Source organism: Sorangium sp. So ce296 (genome assembly GCF_051529605.1).
Lineage (GTDB): Bacteria > Myxococcota_A > Polyangia > Polyangiales > Polyangiaceae > Sorangium > Sorangium cellulosum_D.
Window position 1 is genome coordinate 3,905,656 of sequence record NZ_CP150325.1, and the last position, 15,529, is coordinate 3,921,184.

The window sequence follows — 15,529 nt, forward strand, 5'->3', positions numbered from 1 at the left end:
GCCCCCTCGGCGCGCCGCCGGCGCCCCCTCGGCGCGCGCCTCCCGCCCCTCGCGGCGCGCCCGCCGACCCCTCGCCGCGCGCCCGCCGCGACGCGCCAGGGGACCGGCCCTCAGGGCGGCGGCGGATAGCCCGGACCGACGCTCGTCTCCACGAACGAGCGCGTCGTCAGCAGCGGGGTCTTCACCGTCTCGTCCTCGTACAGCGGCCTCACCACGCACGTGTCCTCCCCGCACTCGCCGCCGTCGATGAACGCGACGTCCGCGACCAGCCAGTACCGGGTGCTCCCGTCGCCCGACGAGAACGTGACCGGCGCCTCCGGGTCGTGGAACCCCGTCGGCCCGAGATCCGCCCCGAGGGCGCCGTTGCAGAAGATCTTCACCCGCGGGTGGACCGCATAACGCCGGCCGTGGCTCGAATAATAATGGACGCCGATCCGCATCCACTGCCCGAACGGCGGGAAATCGACGTTGATGTTCTCGGGCGCGCAGAAATCGTCGCTGTTCGGGTCCGTCACGTCGGGATCGCACGTGATGTTGTCGATGTCGAGCCGCGGGTTGTGGCACCCCTGGCCGAGGGCGCGCCACGCCTCCCCGGCCCCGCGCGGCGCGTAATAACAGGTGTTCTTGGCCTCCACCGGGTCGAGGAACCAGCTCACCGGCTCCGGCGGCGACGCGGTGTCGCTGAACCAGCGGATCTCCGGGCTCGAGTCCAGCGCCTCCACCGTGCAGTTGTTGTACCCGCAGTCGCTCGCCGATCCGCCGACCCGCCACGGCTGCGTGTCGTTCGGCTGGTGCAGGTGCAGATCGAGATCCACCCCGTCGCCGCCGAGGTCGTGCTCCCACTCGAGCTCGACCCGCAGGCCGGGCGCGCCGACGTAAAGGGCATACTCGCAGGAGCCGGTCGTGCCGTCCGCGAGCCGCTTCGTGTAAACGACCTTGTACTCCCCCGACTGGAGCGGTTTGTAATCATCCGCCGGGTCGACCCCGGACACGGCCGGACACGGCTCGATGCCCGCCGGGCAAACCACGGTCCACGTCTCCGATCCGGGCTCGGCGTCCGCGCTGAACGTGCCTGTCCCCTCCTTCAGGTTCACGTCGGCGAACGGCGGCGCCTGCAGCGCGTGGCAGCCCGCCGGGCTCTCGCTGAAGCAGCTCTCGGTCGCGTGACGGCCGCCGAGGCACGGCCCCCACACGCCGACCTCGTTGCACAGCTCGGTGCCCGAGAAGCACCCCTCCACCGCGCGATACGACGGATCGCCCATGAAGCACGCGTGCGCCTGCCCCGCGACGCAGGAGCACGTCTCGTCGACCTGACCGTCGCAGTCGTCGTCGAGGCCGAGGTGGCCGACGTCGCAGAGCTCCTCCGGCCCGCACTCCGTGCCGCACGGGTTCACGGCCCCGTCGACGACCCCGGCGTCCTCGCCGGGGGAGACCGCCCCGCCGAAGCCGGGCTCCGAAGGGGCGCCGCCGCCGCCGCTCCCGGCCGCGCCGCCGTCGCCGCCGCCGCCGCCCGCGCCGGCGGCCGCGCCGCCCGCGCCGGGATCGCGGCGCGGGCCCGAGGCATGACAGCCGACCGCGACGAACGCACCCGAGGTCGCGGCCCCCAGAACAGCGAGGAGCGCAGAGGAGACGCCGAGATGACGCATGAGACCTCCAGTCGCCAGCGCGCGGTGGAGCAGCTTGGGCAGGCAGACGCGCCAAGCCAGACACCGGCGATGAACGGCGAGGCTCCTGTCTTAGCAGACTCGGCGCGACACCAAAGCTCGCTCGCGCGCGCGCAAAGCACGCTCGTGAGAACGGATGTCGCGCCGACCAGCCAGCGTATGTCCCGGGGCGGAGATGGTCAATCCGTCGCGCGCGGACCCCTCGAGGACTCGGCCGCGAGCGCCGCCTGCGCGGCCGCGAGGCGGGCCACGGGGACGCGGAAGGGAGAGCAGGACACGTAATCGAGCCCGGCCCGCTCGAAGAACGCGATCGAGCTCGGATCGCCGCCGTGCTCGCCGCAGACGCCGAGCTTCAGCCCGGGCCGCGCCGCGCGCCCCCGATCCCGCCCGATCTCCACGAGCTCCCCGACGCCGGCCGCGTCCAGCGACTGGAACGGATCTTTCGCGAAGATGCCGGCCTCGACGTACGCGCCGAGGAACCGGCCCGCGTCGTCGCGCGAGATGCCGAGCGCCGTCTGCGTGAGATCGTTCGTGCCGAAGCTGAAGAACTCCGCCTCCTCCGCGAGCTCGCCGGCCACGAGCGCGGCGCGCGGGAGCTCGATCATCGTCCCGAACCGGACGTCGACCCTCCGCCCCTTCTCGGCGAACACCTTCTCGGCGACCGCCTCGACGAGCGCGCGCGTGATGGCGAGCTCGCGCCGGGTCATGCTGAGCGGGATCATGATCTCGGGCTCGACCTCGATGCCCGCCGCCGCGACCTCGCACGCCGCCTCGACGATGGCGCGCGCCTGCATCTCGTAGATCTCCGGCGACGTGATCGCCAGCCGGCAGCCGCGGTGGCCGAGCATCGGGTTGTACTCGGCGAGCTCCTCGTTCTTGCGCGAGAGGTCCTGCGCGGGGACGCCCATCGCCTTCGAGAGCTGGTGGAGCTGCGCCTCGTCCTGCGGCAAGAACTCGTGCAGCGGCGGATCGAGCAGGCGAATCGTCACGGGCAAGCCGGCCATCTCGCGGAAGACGCCCACGAAATCGCCGCGCTGGAACGGCAAGAGCTTCGCGAGGGCGCGCCGCCGCCCCGCCTCGCCGTCCGCGAGGATCATCTCGCGCATCGCCTGGATCCGCTCCTCGTCGAAGAACATGTGCTCGGTGCGGCAGAGCCCGATGCCCTCGGCGCCGAAGTTGCGCGCCGTCCTCGCGTCGTGGGGCGTGTCGGCGTTCGACCGCACGCGCAGGCGCCGGACCGCGTCGGCCCAGACCATGAGCTCCTCGAACTCGCCGCTCAGCGCCGCCGGCACGGTCGGCACCGCCCCGAGGTAGACCGTGCCGGTGCCGCCGTCGAGCGTGATCAGGTCGCCCGCCTTCACCGTGATCGTGTCGGTCGGGTGCCCGTGATCGTCGTAGAGCGTCACCGCCATCTGGCCCTGGCTCACGCTGATCGCCGAGCAGCCGGCGACGCAGCTCTTGCCCATCCCCCGCGCCACCACGGCCGCGTGGCTCGTCATGCCGCCGCGGGCCGTCAGGATGCCGCGCGCCGCCTTCATGCCGTGGATGTCCTCCGGCGACGTCTCGGACCGCACCAGGATCACCGCCTTGCCCTGGCCGGCGCGCCGCTCCGCCTCGTCCGCGCTGAACACCACCTGCCCCGTCGCCGCCCCCGGGCTCGCCGGCAGGCCGCGCGCGAGCAGCTTCTTCGGCGCGCTCGGGTCGATGCTCGGGTGGAGCAGCTGATCGATCGAGCCCGGCTCCACCCGCAGGATCGCCTCGCGCTGGCTGATCAGGCCCTCTTTGGCCATCTCGACCGCGATGCGCACGGCCGCCCGGCCCGTGCGCTTGCCGGTGCGGCACTGGAGCAGAAAGAGCTTCTTCTGCTGGATCGTGAACTCCAGGTCCTGCATGTCGCGGAAGTGCCGCTCGAGCGTGGCCTGCACCTCGACGAGCTCCGCGTACACGTCGGGCATCTGCGCCTCGAGCGAGCACGCGTCGTCGACGCCGCCCGCACCGGACACGCCGCCCGCACCGGACACGCCGCCCGTACCGGACTTCGACAGCGGGTGCGGCGTGCGCACCCCCGCCACGACGTCCTCGCCCTGCGCGTTGGGGAGCCATTCGCCATAAAAGCGCCGCTCGCCGGTCGACGGATCGCGCGTGAACGCGACGCCCGTCCCGGAATCGTCGCCCAGGTTGCCGAACACCATCGCCTGGACATTGCAGGCCGTCCCCCACGCCTCCGGGATGTCGTGCATCTTCCGGTACACCTGGGCCCGGTGGTTCTTCCAGCTGTCGAATACGGCGCGGATCGCGCCCCAGAGCTGCGCGTACGGGTCGTCGGGGAACGGCCGCCCCGTGGCCCCGAGGACGATGTCCTTCTGCCGCTGGATCAGCGCGGCGAGCGACTCCGGATCGAGCAGCGAATCAGGCACCTTGCGCTCGAGCTCGGCGGCGTTCAGGCGCGTCGCGTCGACGCCGAGCCGCGCCGCGGCCTGCTCGCGCGCGCGGCCGAGCGCCTCCTCGAAGCGGTCGCGGGGCACGCCGAGCACGATATCGGCATACGTCAGGATGAAACGCCGATAGGCGTCCAGCGCGAATCGCTCGCTGCCCGTGCGCTCCGCGAGCCCCCGGGCGATCTCGTCGTTCAGGCCGAGGTTCAGGATGGTATCCATCATTCCCGGCATCGACGCGCGCGCGCCCGAGCGGACGGACACGAGCAGCGGCGCCTCGGGGCTCCCGAACCGCGCGTCGAGCAGCGACTCCAGCCGGCCGATCGCCGCCCTGATCTCGTCCTCGACGCCGGCGGGGAGCGCTTTGCCCGCGGCATAGTACGCGTTGCAGACCTCGGTGGTGACCGTGAAGCCCGGCGGCACCGGGATGCCGAGGCGCGTCATCTCGGCGAGCCCCGCGCCCTTGCCGCCGAGCAGCTCCTTCTGTTGTGCGTCCCCGTCCGCCTGCCCCCCGCCGAAGAAGTATATCGATCTCCCCATGGCCGGGGCACGCTAGATCGTCCGCGCAGTCGGGTCGAGATCCCTCGAACGCCGCGCGCGGACGGCCGGCGGCGGCGCCGGGTCCGCAACCGACGGAATCGCGCCGCGCACCTCACAAAAATACCGGCTCTCGACGGCGGACGAGCTATGAAGCGGCGCATGAAGCGCGGATACCTCGTCCTTGTTGCGATGCTTGCCGTCCCCCTCGCCGCCTGCGATCAGAAGCCGGCCCCGCAGGCGACCGCCGACGCCCCAGCGGCCGCGTCTGCCAAGCCGGCCGCGCCGCCCACGCACGCGGCCGAGCCCACCGCAGAGCCGACTCCGCCAGAGCCCGCCGGACTGCCCGCGCCCCCGGACGTCGCCGCGCCGCCCGCGGACGCGCAGAAGACGGCCTCGGGCCTCGCGTTCAAGGTGCTGACGCCGGGCAAGGACAAGGAGCATCCCGGCCCCGACGACAAGGTGAAGGTCCACTACACGGGGTGGACCACCGACGGAAAGATGTTCGACAGCTCCGTCCTCCGCGGCGAGCCGGCGAGCTTCGGTGTGGGCGGCGTGATCAAAGGGTGGACGGAGGCGCTCCAGCTCATGAGCAAGGGCGAGAAGCGCCGCCTCTGGATCCCGGGCAACCTCGCCTACGGCGACCGGCCGATGCAGCCGGGCGCCCCGGCCGGAATGCTCGTGTTCGACGTCGAGCTGCTCGACTTCGCGCCCGCGCCGAAGCCCCCGCCCGTGCCGAAGGACGTGAAGGCGCCGCCCAAGGCCGCGAAGAAGACCCCCTCCGGGCTCGCCTACGAGGTCCTCCAGAAGGGCACGGGCACCGAGCACCCCAAGCCGACGAGCCGCGTCACCGTGCACTACACGGGGTGGACCACGGACGGGAAGATGTTTGACAGCTCCATCGTCCGCGACGAGCCGATCACCTTCCCGCTGGGCGGCGTGATCAAGGGGTGGACCGAGGGCGTACAGCTGATGGTGAAAGGCGAGAAGGCGCGCTTCTGGATCCCGGCCGAGCTCGCGTACGGCGAAAAGCCGACGCGCCCCGGCGCGCCCGCCGGCATGCTCGTGTTCGACATCGAGCTCCTCGACTTTCGCTGAGCCGTCGGCCGGCGCTTTACATCCGGCCGAGCGCCTGGCTACATGGAGAGCTGCGAGCGGCCAGGCATGCTGACATCCATTCGACTCAAGAACTTCAAGAGCTTCGCCGATCAAACGGTGGAGCTGTCCCCCTTCACGCTGCTGCTCGGGGCCAACGGCTCCGGCAAGAGCAATTTCCTCGACGCCCTGCGCTTCTTGCAGGGCGTCGGGCTGGATCTCCCCCTGTGCGACATCTTCCGCGGCCGCGTCGACGGCAGGCGCGAGATCTGGCCGGGCCTGCGCGGCGGCACGCAGGGGGCCACGCACAAGGGAGCCAAATCGTTCACCATCGAGAGCCGATGGGCGATAGGGAAGGAGGAGCTCACACACAAGATCACGTGTCAGGTCGAGCCCGACGTGATCGTCGAGCACGAGTCGCTCGAGGCGAAGTCGGCCGGCGGGCCGCTCTTCGACACGCCCGCGTCGGCGCTGAAGGGCCTGGAGGGGTTCGCCGCAGCGGGCGCGCTGATGTCGGCGTCGAAGAAGGGCCGCTCGATGAGGATCGCGTCGATGGATCGCAACCCCGCGCGGCGCAGCCTGCTCGGCCAGATCGAGCACCACCGCGGGCGCGGCGACGACGTGAGCCTCTCGGACGTCATCGCGCTCTGCAACGCGCTCCAGGTCGCGATGCGGGGCACGCTGTCGATCGACATCGACCCTTCGCGGATGCGGGGTTACGTGCCGCACGAGATCGAGAACCTCGGCGCCGGCGGGCAGAACCTCTCCGCCGTGCTCCGCTGGCTCTGTCAGGAGGCCGATCACAAGGCCGACGTGCTCGGGTGGGTGCGCTCGATCTTCGCGCCCGAGATCCTCGATATCGAGTTTGCGGAGACGGGCCTCGGCGACGTGATGATGGTGCTCGTCGAGAAGGGCGGCGCCCGCGTCCCGGCGCCGAGCCTCCCGGACGGCGCGCTGCGCGCGCTCGGCAAGATCGCCGGCGTGCTCACCGCGCCGGAGGGCTCGCTGCTCCTCGTGGAGGACCCCGACGCCGGCATGCACCCCGAGCGAGCGGGCGTGCTCGCGCAGCTCCTGGAGGGCGCGGCGCGGCCCTCCGTCTGTCAGATCGTGGCGACGACCCACTCCCCCGCGCTGCTCCGGGGCGTGTCGAAGCAGGGCCTCAGCCGCGCGATCTCGTTCGAGCGCGACCCCGAGACGGGCGCCACGACGGCGCGCCGGCTCGCCGAGCTCCCGCGTTTCGAGGAGATGGCAGAGCGCGATCCGGGAGAGCTGCTGTCCTCGAGGGCGCTCGCGGGGTAGCGCGCCGGACAGCGCGGTACAGCGCTGCCATTGAGTTGCAGTGCCGCCATTTCGCGAGGCGCTGAATATCTGCCCTTCTCGCGAAATGCGTTGTGAACGCCCCCAGAGACCTCTAGGCTACCGGCGTTCATGGCGCGGCGACCGCCGCGTCAATCCAGTGCAATGAGGTCTTCCATGCTTCTCCAGAAAACTACACTTCGACTGGCCCTCTGTCTCGCCGTCGGCCTATCGGCGGCCGCCTGCTCGGACGACGACCCCGGCGGCGAGGGCGGCGGCACGACCAGCTCGACCAGCGGCGCCACCACGGGCTCGGGCGGCGGGACCACCTCGACCAGCAGCGCCACCACGGGCGAAGGCGGCGGAAACGAGGGCGGTTCCAACGGCGAGGGCGGCGCCAACGAGGGCGGCTCCACCGGCGAGGGCGGCTCCACCGGCGAGGGCGGCTCCACCGGCGAGGGCGGCTCCACCGGCGAGGGCGGCTCCACCCCGACCGATCCGGCGTGCGGCGCGGACACCGCGACCTTCGCCGACGTGAAGGCGATCCTGACCGCGAACTGCGCGGGGTGCCACGGCAACAGCGACCACCTGCCCGGCGAGCTCGATCTCCGCGCGAACGCGGCGCACGGCGAGCTCGTCGACGGGGACAGCACGACCTGCGCCGATCGGGTGCTCGTCGTGCCGGGCATGCCGAGCCAGAGCTACATCATCAACAAGCTGCGCAACGTCGACCTGTGCAACGGCGGCAAGCGCATGCCCCCGCCGCCGAACATGGCCCTGTCCGAGGCCAACATCAAGAAGATCAACGACTGGATCTGCGCGGGCGCTCCCAGCGACTGAGCGCCGCCGCCGGTCTCAATACACCTTGCAGCGCGCGCCGCCGGCGGCGCGCGCGTAGGGAACCTTCGCGCTCCGCCCCTTCACGTAGATCGCCCCGCCCTTGGCGGGCCTCGGGATCACGGCGCCGGTCGCGAGCGGCCGCCCGGGCGGCAGCTCCTCGACCTCGATGATGACGTCGTTCCCTTCCTGATCGACCGCCGAGATCGACGGGCGACGGAGCTCCTCGTCGGCGGGGCCGCCCGGGCAGGGCACCCCGCGCGCGCTCAGGGCGACGGCGAGCGTGTCGCCCCCGGTCTCCGGGGCGCCGGCCGCCCACTGGAACCGCGGGTCGCGCGCCTCCCCCACCTCCACGGCCAGGCAGCTGCACCGCTCGGCGCGCGACGCGGCGCGCGCGAGCGCGAGGTCGTGCCGCACGCCGACCCACGCCGAGGGAGCCCGCTCCTCGGGCGTGGACGGGGCGCCGTCGAAGTCGTCGGGCGTCCCGACCGCCCGGCGCGGCGTCTTCTGCTGCGAGGCGTCCGGCTCGGCGGGCGCGGCGGGGTCGACGGTGCCGCCCTCCCAGAACGCCGCGGCGCCCGCGTGCTGGCTGCCGCCGCAGGCGGCGAGGACGGCTCCGGAGAGGAGCGCAGCGAACCGTGCGATCTGGGCGGCCGAGGGGCGCATTGTGGTGCGATCTTCGCACCGGCGCCGCCGGCGGCCAAGGTTTGTGCGGAGACGGAGGGAGGAGCTACGCGGAGCGCGCGGCGAGGTGACGAGGCGCGCAGCGGCGCGCGGAGACGCTGAAGGCGCGGAGACGCGCGCGGCGCGCCGGGTGCCCGGCGCGCCGCGCAGCGATCTTCACTTCGGCTTGATCTCGGTCAGGACGAGGAGGTAGTCCGGCGAGTTGTTCGGCGACAGCTTGGCGTACGGGTTCTCCTTGCTGGGCCACCCGACGAAGCGCTTCGTGCTGTACTCGCCCCAGGACGGGTTCTTGAACAGCGGGATGACCGGCACCTGCTGGGCGTAGATCATCTGCAGATCGTCGATGATGCTCTTCTGCTCCGCCGGATCCGTCGCGGCCGCGAACTTCTTGAACAGCGGCTCGGCCTCCTTGGCGGCGAAGCGGTGCCAGTTGCGCGTCGTGGCCTCGTTGACCGGCTTCACGAACTCCGGCGCCATGAGATCGCGGTAGAAGTTGAACGGCGTGGGCTCGGTGTTCGTCCAGCCCATCGACATGTCGAACGTGCCCTTCTGGAGCGCCTCGAAGAACGCGCTGAAGTCGTAGGTCTTCAGCGACGCGTCGATGCCGACCGCCTTCAGGTTCTGCGTGGTGATCTGGACCGCGCGCACCCAGTCGGACCAGCCGGTCACGACGTTGATGTCGAACTTCAGCGGCTTGCCGTCCTTCGCCCGGATCCCGTCCGCGCCCTTGGCGTAGCCGGCCTCGTCGAGGAGGGCGTTCGCCTTGGCCACGTCGTAGTTGGTCCAGTCGCCGGCCGCCGCGGCCTTCTCGTTGCGCCAGCGCGCGTACGCGTCGTCGAGCCCGGTCCCGTCCGCGCCGACCGTGTAGCCGTTGACCGCGATCTTGGCGATCTGCGCGCGGTCGATGGCCATGCTGATGGCCTTGCGCAGCTTGATGTCGTCGAACGGCTTCTTCGTGGCGTTCGGGTAGAGCGTCACGGTGCCGCCGACGAGCGGGAACCAGTAGTGGTTGTTCTCCGGGTCCTTGGCGACGTAGGTCTTGTCGATGTCGGGGACGAAGTTGCCGGCCCAGTCGACCTCGCCGTTGATGAGCGCCAGGTTCGCCTGGTCGTTGCCCGGGTACGCCGGGAAGCGCAGCCCCTCGACGTACGGCTTACCCTTCTGCCAGTAGTTCGGGTTCTTGCCGAGCTCGTAGATCTGGTTCTGGAACGTCTTCACCTCGGTGAAGGGGCCGGTCGCGACCGGGTTCTCGTTCGTGAACGTGACCGGGTCGGCGACGTCCTTCCACTTGTGCTCCGGCACGATCGGCTGGTGGCCGATGTAGTGGAGCCCGGGGACGAACGCCTCCTTGAGCTTGAACTCGACGGTGGTGTCGTCCTTGGCCTCGACCGAGTCGACGAACTTCCACACGCCCGAGAGATCGAGCGCCGGGAACTTCTTGAGGAGGCCGAACGTGAACGCGACGTCCTTCGCCGAGAAGGGTTGTCCGTCGGACCACTTGACCTCGGGGCGGGTCGAGAAGGTGAGCTTCTTGTTCTGGTCGCTCCACTCGTACTTCGTGGCGAGCCACGGCACGAACTCGCCCTTCATCGTGTTGTACACGATCATGGGCTCGTAGATGCCGGCGACGGTGGGGAAGCGCACGCTCCCCTCGCCGAGCAGGGGGTTGAAGTTGCGCACCCAGGACGCCTGCTGCTCCCTGGAGATGGTGACGAACTTCGCGCCGCCCTTCGCCCCGCCCTGGTCCTTGGCCCCGGGGCCCGCGGCGGCGGAGTTCGCCCCCGCCGGGTCCTTGCCGGACTCGGCCCCCTTGTTGTCACAGGCCGCCGTGGCGCCGACGGACAGGAAGAGCGCCGAAAGGGCAAAAATGCGGCGCGACATGGATCGACTCTTCATAAGCTTGCTCCCTCGCGGCGACCTCGGTCGCCCGCGACGATCCTCTCACTCGACCGACAGCACGCAGCGCCGCAGCGCAGCGACAACAGCAGACCGTACGGCGGCGCCACGGATGAGCCGCGACTGCGGCACCCTGACGCCGGCGCACTCTACCGGCCGACGTAGAGAAGTGTCAACCTGACGAATTGAGGGGGTTCCCAGGGCCGCCGTGAGGCCCGCGACCTGATCGGATGCGCACTCCGGCGCCCGCGCCTTCGCCAGAGCGCGCGTCGGCGATCTCGCGAGCTCAGAATTCGGCAGGGTCGCTGTACGTGCCCATGACGTCGCGCAGCACGTCGCAGATCTCCTGCTCGGTCGCGTACGCGCTCGCCGCCGCGATGATGGGGGGCATGAGGTTGTCGCGACCACGCGCGCTGTTTCGCACCTCGGCGAGCGCGCTTCGCACCCGGTCCTGATCGCGCTGGGCCTTGACCCGGGCCAGGTTCTGGCACTGCACCCGCTGCACCTCCTCGTCGATCCGGAGGAGGGGGATCGTCTTCTCGCCGGCGGCGGCATAGCGGTTGACCCCCACCATGATCCGCTCGTTCGACTCCAGCTCTCGCTGGAACCGGTAGGCCGACGCGGCGATCTCGCGCTGCGGATACCCCTTCTCGATGGCGGTCACCATCCCGCCCATCTCGTCGATCCGCCGGATGTACTCGAGCGCCTCCTGCTCCAGGCGATCGGTGAGCCACTCGACGTAGTAGCTCCCCCCGAGCGGATCGATGGTGTTCGCGACGCCGCTCTCGTGGGCGATGATCTGCTGCGTCCTGAGGGCGATGGTCACGCTCTCCTCGGTCGGGAGCGCGTATGTCTCGTCGAGCGAGTTCGTGTGGAGCGACTGGGTGCCGCCGAGCACGGCGGCGAGCGCCTGGAGCGAGACGCGGACCACGTTGTTGTAGGGCTGCTGGGCCGTCAGCGAGACGCCGGCCGTCTGCGCGTGCGTGCGCAGCTTCATGCTCTCGGCCCGCTTCGCCCCGTAGCGCTCCTTGAGGAACCGCGCCCACATGCGGCGCGCGGCGCGGAGCTTCGCGATCTCCTCGAAGAAGTCGTTGTGGACGTCGAAGAAGAACGACAGGCGCGGCGCGAACGCGTCGACGTCGAGGCCGCGCTCGACGCAGCTCTCGACGTAGGCGAGCCCGTCCGCGAGCGTGAACGCGAGCTCCTGCGCGGCGGTCGAGCCCGCCTCCCGGATGTGGTACCCGCTGATCGACACCGAGTTCCACCGCGGCACCTCGCGCGCGCAGAACTCGATCATGTCGGTCACGACGCGCATCGCCGGGCGCGGGGGGACGAGCCAGGCGTGCTGGGCGATGAACTCCTTCAGGCAGTCGTTCTGCACGGTGCCGCCGATCCGCTTGCGCGGGATCCCGCGCTTGTCGGCGAGCGCGATATAGAACGCGAGCAGCACCACGGCGGGGCCGTTGATGGTCATCGACGTCGTCACCTGATCGAGCGGGATGCCGTCGAAGAGCACCTCCATGTCGCGGAGCGTGTCGACCGCGACACCGCACATCCCGACCTCGCCGAGCGACCGCGGAGAGTCGGAGTCGTAGCCCATGAGCGTCGGGAAATCGAAGGCGGTCGACAGGCCCGTCTGGCCCTCGGCGAGCAGGTACTTGAACCGCGCGTTCGTCTGCTCCGGCGTCCCGAAGCCCGCGAACATCCGCATCGTCCAGAGCTTGCCGCGGTACATCGTCGGCTGGACGCCCCGGGTGAACGGGTACTCCCCGGGCAGCCCGAGCGCCGCCGCGTGGTCGGCCGGCGCGTCGGCCGGCGTCGCGAGGTCGGGCACGTCGACGCCGCTCCAGGTGGTGAAGCGCTCGCTGCGCGGCGGGAAGCGCGCCGACGCCTCGGCGACCGGGCCCTCGCGCCACGCGGCCACGGCGCGCCGGAGCGCCGCGAGCCCGTCCTGGTCGAGCCCGAGCCCGTCGCCGCCTCCGCCGTTCGTGGTGCGGGGCGCGCCTCCGTTGCTCTCGCCGTCGTGGGCCGGAGACCGGAGCGCGCGATCCGCGTCGGCCTGCGGCGGGGGGGTGGGCTGTCGTTGCGCCATGGCCCGCATTTTAGCGCGGCGCGCGCGCGGCGGTGCGGGAGAGCGCGCCGGAGAGCGCGGGGATCGCCGCCGCGCTCTCCTGCGCCGCCGCGCGGCGCGTCACGGGCAGCGCGCGTGGAACACCGCGGAGGCGACCGGCGTCGCCCCGTCCTCCAGCGAGTCCTCGATCGTCCCCGTGACGCGGATCCCCTCCGCGGCGCAGAGCGCCGCCGCGGCGTCGGCCGGCAGCGTCGTGCCCGCCGCGCCCGTATCGAAGGTGAACTCCACGGTGACGTCGCTGCCCGGAGCGACCTCGACCGGCAGCGGCGTCGTCGTCTCGGCGGGGAGCGGCGCCACGATCGCGGTCTTCTGATCGGCGCTCGAGATCTCGAACCCGCGCACGGCGACGCGGCTCGGCCCGCTCGCCCGCGGGCCCAGGTGGAGCTTCAGCGCGAAGCTCGCCTGAAGGCCGGTCCCGAGCGCGCCCGACGAGACGGTCGCCTCGGGCGCGGCGATGGAGGGGTCGACGAACACGGCGGCGTCGGTGTCGATGCAGCCGCCCGCCAGGGCGGCGAGCGCCGCCGCCGCGAGGGCCGCGGCGGCGGAGAGCGGGGCGCGGGCGTTCATGGGGCCACTCTCCCCCGGGCCCGCCCGTCCTGTCCAGATCGGCCGCGCGCGGGCGGCCGCCGCGGGGGGCGCGCGCCGCTCAGGGCGGCGGCGGGACGACGCCCTTGGAGCGGGCCAGCGCGCAGCCGAGCTCCACGTTGGTCGGCCCCTTGTCGGTGCGCACGACCTTGAACTCGACGCGCCGGTTCTTCTCCCAGGCCGCCGCGTTGTGGGCGGGATCGATCGGGCAGTACTCGCCGTAGCCCATCGAGCGCACCGCGTTCTTGTTGACGCCGCGCTGCGCGAGCGCCGCCGCGACCGCGTCCGCGCGGGCCTGCGTCAGCTTGAGGTTGTAGGCGTCGGCCGAGCGCTCGTCGGCGTGCCCCTGCACCTCGATCAGCGTGAACTCCGGGTGGTGCTTGAGCGTCTCGGCGACGGCCTGCACGATGCCGAACGACTCCGGGAGGATCTCCGCGCTGCCGGTCGCGAACTGGATCTTCTCGAGGATGACGATGTTGTTCTCCTCGATCACGACGCTGCCCTTGTCCGGGCACCCGTCCTCGTCCTCGAGCCCGTTGAACGTCTCGGGATCGTTCGGGCACTTGTCGGCCACGTCGGGGATGCCGTCGCGGTCGTTGTCGGGATCGGGGCAGCCGTCCTCGTCCTCGAAGTCGTCCCGGTCCTCCGGGTCGTTCGGGCACTGGTCGGACTTGTCGGGGATGCCGTCCTTGTCGTTGTCCGGATCCGGGCAGCCGTCCTTGTCCTGGAAGCCGTCGCGGTCCTCCGGCTCGTCCGGGCACTTGTCGCGCGAGTCGAGGATGCCGTCGCCGTCGCGGTCGCCGTCGCTCCCCTCCGGGCAGCCGTCGTCGTCCTCGTCGCCGTCGCGGTCCTCCGGGTTGTTCGGGCAGCGGTCGTCGACGTCGAGGATGCCGTCCTCGTCGTTGTCCGGATCCGGGCAGCCGTACTTGCCGGGGGGCGAGTCCGCCTTGGTGTCCTGGAAGCCGTCGTAGTCCTCCGGCTCGTCGGGGCAGTCGTCCTGATCGTCCTTGATGCCGTCGCCGTCGCGGTCGCCGATCGACGGCTCGAAGACGAACCCGATGGTCGCGCGCTGCTCCGCCGCCTGGAAGCCGGGCGTGTACCCGAGCCCGGCGCCGAGCATGAGGAAGCTGTTGCGCTCGATGAAGAGCTTGATGCCGCCGACCGCCTCGGCCGACAGCTTCTGCTTGCTGCTCTCGCCGCCGCCGACCTGCTGCGTCAGGTACGTCTCGGCCACGAGGTCGAGGGGCGTGAGCACGCGGTAGCTCATGCCGAACCCGCCGGTGATCAGGTCCGAGTACTCGAAGTCTCCGTGCTTCAGCTGGTAGGTCGCGCCGTCCGAGCGCAGGCCGAACGCCGGGTTCTTCCCGGTGTGGCCGCGGTAGCCGGCGTTCAGCGCGATCCGGAACGGGTTGGTGATGCCGAACCGCTTCTCCAGCACGATCTGCGGCCAGAAGAAGAACCCTGGGTCCGCGGCGAAGTCCTCCGCCCCGGCGACGCCGACGCCGGCCTGGGCGATCACCGCGAGCCCGATCACGTCCTGATCGGGGCGGAGCAGGCGCACCTTGGCGTGGATCGCCAGGTTGCCGAGCGCCTGGGCGTCGAGCGAGTCGTCGTCGTAATTGCCGCCGGGGCCCGGGCCGATGTCGTTGATCGCGTTGGCCCCGTTGAGCACCACCGGCGCGGAGAGGCCGACGACCAGGAAGTTGGCGATGCCGTAATCGAACTGGAACGTGCCCTGAAACGCGTGATTCAGCATCACCTTCGTTCCCTGGTCGTTCTCGCTGAGCGGCAGGATGTTGTGCCCGTAATCGAGCACGAGCCCTAGGCTGATGTCGTTGGCGCCGAGGATGTCCGCCCCGTTGACCGAGAAGAGGCCTTTGGAGTCGACCGCCGGCCGGAACAGGTGCAGGTCCATGCCGTCGCCGTTCCTGCCCTCGCCCGTGCGCGTCTGGGCCGCGGCCTCGCCCGCGGCGGCGGCGGTCATCGCGGCGCCGAGGGCGAGGGAGAGCAGCGCGGCGCCCGGGCGACGGGGCCGGCCTTGCTGGCTGCGGGGGGGCGGCGCGCGCCGATCGTCGGGCGCGTCGGGCGCGCCCGGGCGCGGTTCGGCGGGGGGCAACGGAGAGCGAGGCGTCATGGCAGGGTCCTCGGGTTCGTGAGGTCGCGATGGGGCAAGCGCACCTGGAGCTGGCGCTCGGCGCCACGTACCACCGCGCGAATTCCGGTGTCAAACAGACGGCGCGGCGGGCTCCGGCCGCGGGCCGGGCGGGGGCCCCTCGGCGCGGGCGCGGCCCGGCCCCGCGCGCGGGTCGCCTCGCGCCGGAGCGCCGCGATTTGCCGGGGAAAGCCGCGCTCCCTCCGCGCGATCCCGG

The 15,529-nt window shown here is 71.6% G+C and carries 10 protein-coding genes; 3 read left to right on the forward strand and 7 right to left on the reverse strand.

Annotated features, from left to right (window positions below):
- Positions 1-110: 110 nt before the first annotated feature.
- The gene (locus tag WME98_RS14615; RefSeq protein ID WP_437951859.1) at positions 111-1,646 is read right to left on the reverse strand and encodes a hypothetical protein; all 1,536 of its coding nucleotides are present in this window, start codon (positions 1,644-1,646) and stop codon (positions 111-113) included.
- Between the two features lie 197 nt (positions 1,647-1,843).
- A complete protein-coding gene (gene ppdK, locus WME98_RS14620) occupies positions 1,844-4,639 on the reverse strand; it encodes a pyruvate, phosphate dikinase (RefSeq protein ID WP_437951860.1) in 2,796 nt (931 codons plus the stop codon).
- A gap of 159 nt (positions 4,640-4,798) precedes the next feature.
- Here ppdK and WME98_RS14625 point away from each other — a divergent pair, with 159 nt between their 5' ends.
- From WME98_RS14625 to WME98_RS14635, 3 genes are all read left to right on the forward strand, one after another.
- Positions 4,799-5,734 (forward strand): FKBP-type peptidyl-prolyl cis-trans isomerase, encoded by a 936-nt coding sequence (locus WME98_RS14625; RefSeq protein ID WP_437315575.1) that lies wholly within the window; start codon positions 4,799-4,801, stop codon positions 5,732-5,734.
- Positions 5,735-5,800: 66 nt separating this feature from the next.
- Positions 5,801-7,030 carry an AAA family ATPase gene (locus WME98_RS14630; protein WP_437951861.1) on the forward strand — a complete coding sequence of 410 codons (1,230 nt, stop codon included), beginning with the start codon at positions 5,801-5,803 and terminating at the stop codon, positions 7,028-7,030.
- A gap of 174 nt (positions 7,031-7,204) precedes the next feature.
- Positions 7,205-7,867 (forward strand): PE-PGRS family protein, encoded by a 663-nt coding sequence (locus tag WME98_RS14635; RefSeq protein WP_437951862.1) that lies wholly within the window; start codon positions 7,205-7,207, stop codon positions 7,865-7,867.
- A 15-nt stretch (positions 7,868-7,882) separates the two neighbouring features.
- Here WME98_RS14635 and WME98_RS14640 read toward each other — a convergent pair whose 3' ends face one another.
- From WME98_RS14640 to WME98_RS14660, 5 genes are all read right to left on the reverse strand, one after another.
- Positions 7,883-8,530: a hypothetical protein gene (locus tag WME98_RS14640; protein WP_437951863.1), complete on the reverse strand. Its 648-nt coding sequence runs from the start codon at positions 8,528-8,530 to the stop codon at positions 7,883-7,885.
- Between the two features lie 174 nt (positions 8,531-8,704).
- The gene (locus tag WME98_RS14645) at positions 8,705-10,444 is read right to left on the reverse strand and encodes an ABC transporter substrate-binding protein (protein WP_437951864.1); all 1,740 of its coding nucleotides are present in this window, start codon (positions 10,442-10,444) and stop codon (positions 8,705-8,707) included.
- A 286-nt stretch (positions 10,445-10,730) separates the two neighbouring features.
- On the reverse strand, positions 10,731-12,536 hold the full coding sequence (locus WME98_RS14650) for an acyl-CoA mutase large subunit family protein (RefSeq protein ID WP_437951865.1): 1,806 nt from the start codon (positions 12,534-12,536) through the stop codon (positions 10,731-10,733).
- 99 nt (positions 12,537-12,635) lie between these two features.
- A complete protein-coding gene (locus tag WME98_RS14655; protein ID WP_437333852.1) occupies positions 12,636-13,142 on the reverse strand; it encodes a hypothetical protein in 507 nt (168 codons plus the stop codon).
- A 79-nt stretch (positions 13,143-13,221) separates the two neighbouring features.
- Complete coding sequence (locus WME98_RS14660; protein ID WP_437951866.1) at positions 13,222-15,294, reverse strand: OmpA family protein; 2,073 nt, start codon at positions 15,292-15,294, stop codon at positions 13,222-13,224.
- Positions 15,295-15,529: the final 235 nt, after the last annotated feature.

Bases quoted from the DNA above. Each gene is read 5' to 3' on its own strand.
- WME98_RS14650 (WP_437951865.1), bottom strand. From the start codon at position 12,536: ATGGCGCAACGACAGCCCACCCCCCCGCCGCAGGCCGACGCGGATCGC.
- WME98_RS14615 (WP_437951859.1), bottom strand. From the start codon at position 1,646: ATGCGTCATCTCGGCGTCTCCTCTGCGCTCCTCGCTGTTCTGGGGGCC.
- WME98_RS14645 (WP_437951864.1), bottom strand. From the start codon at position 10,444: ATGAAGAGTCGATCCATGTCGCGCCGCATTTTTGCCCTTTCGGCGCTC.
- WME98_RS14630 (WP_437951861.1), top strand. From the start codon at position 5,801: ATGCTGACATCCATTCGACTCAAGAACTTCAAGAGCTTCGCCGATCAA.
- WME98_RS14625 (WP_437315575.1), top strand. From the start codon at position 4,799: ATGAAGCGCGGATACCTCGTCCTTGTTGCGATGCTTGCCGTCCCCCTC.
- WME98_RS14640 (WP_437951863.1), bottom strand. From the start codon at position 8,530: ATGCGCCCCTCGGCCGCCCAGATCGCACGGTTCGCTGCGCTCCTCTCC.
- ppdK (WP_437951860.1), bottom strand. From the start codon at position 4,639: ATGGGGAGATCGATATACTTCTTCGGCGGGGGGCAGGCGGACGGGGAC.
- WME98_RS14655 (WP_437333852.1), bottom strand. From the start codon at position 13,142: ATGAACGCCCGCGCCCCGCTCTCCGCCGCCGCGGCCCTCGCGGCGGCG.
- WME98_RS14635 (WP_437951862.1), top strand. From the start codon at position 7,205: ATGCTTCTCCAGAAAACTACACTTCGACTGGCCCTCTGTCTCGCCGTC.
- WME98_RS14660 (WP_437951866.1), bottom strand. From the start codon at position 15,294: ATGACGCCTCGCTCTCCGTTGCCCCCCGCCGAACCGCGCCCGGGCGCG.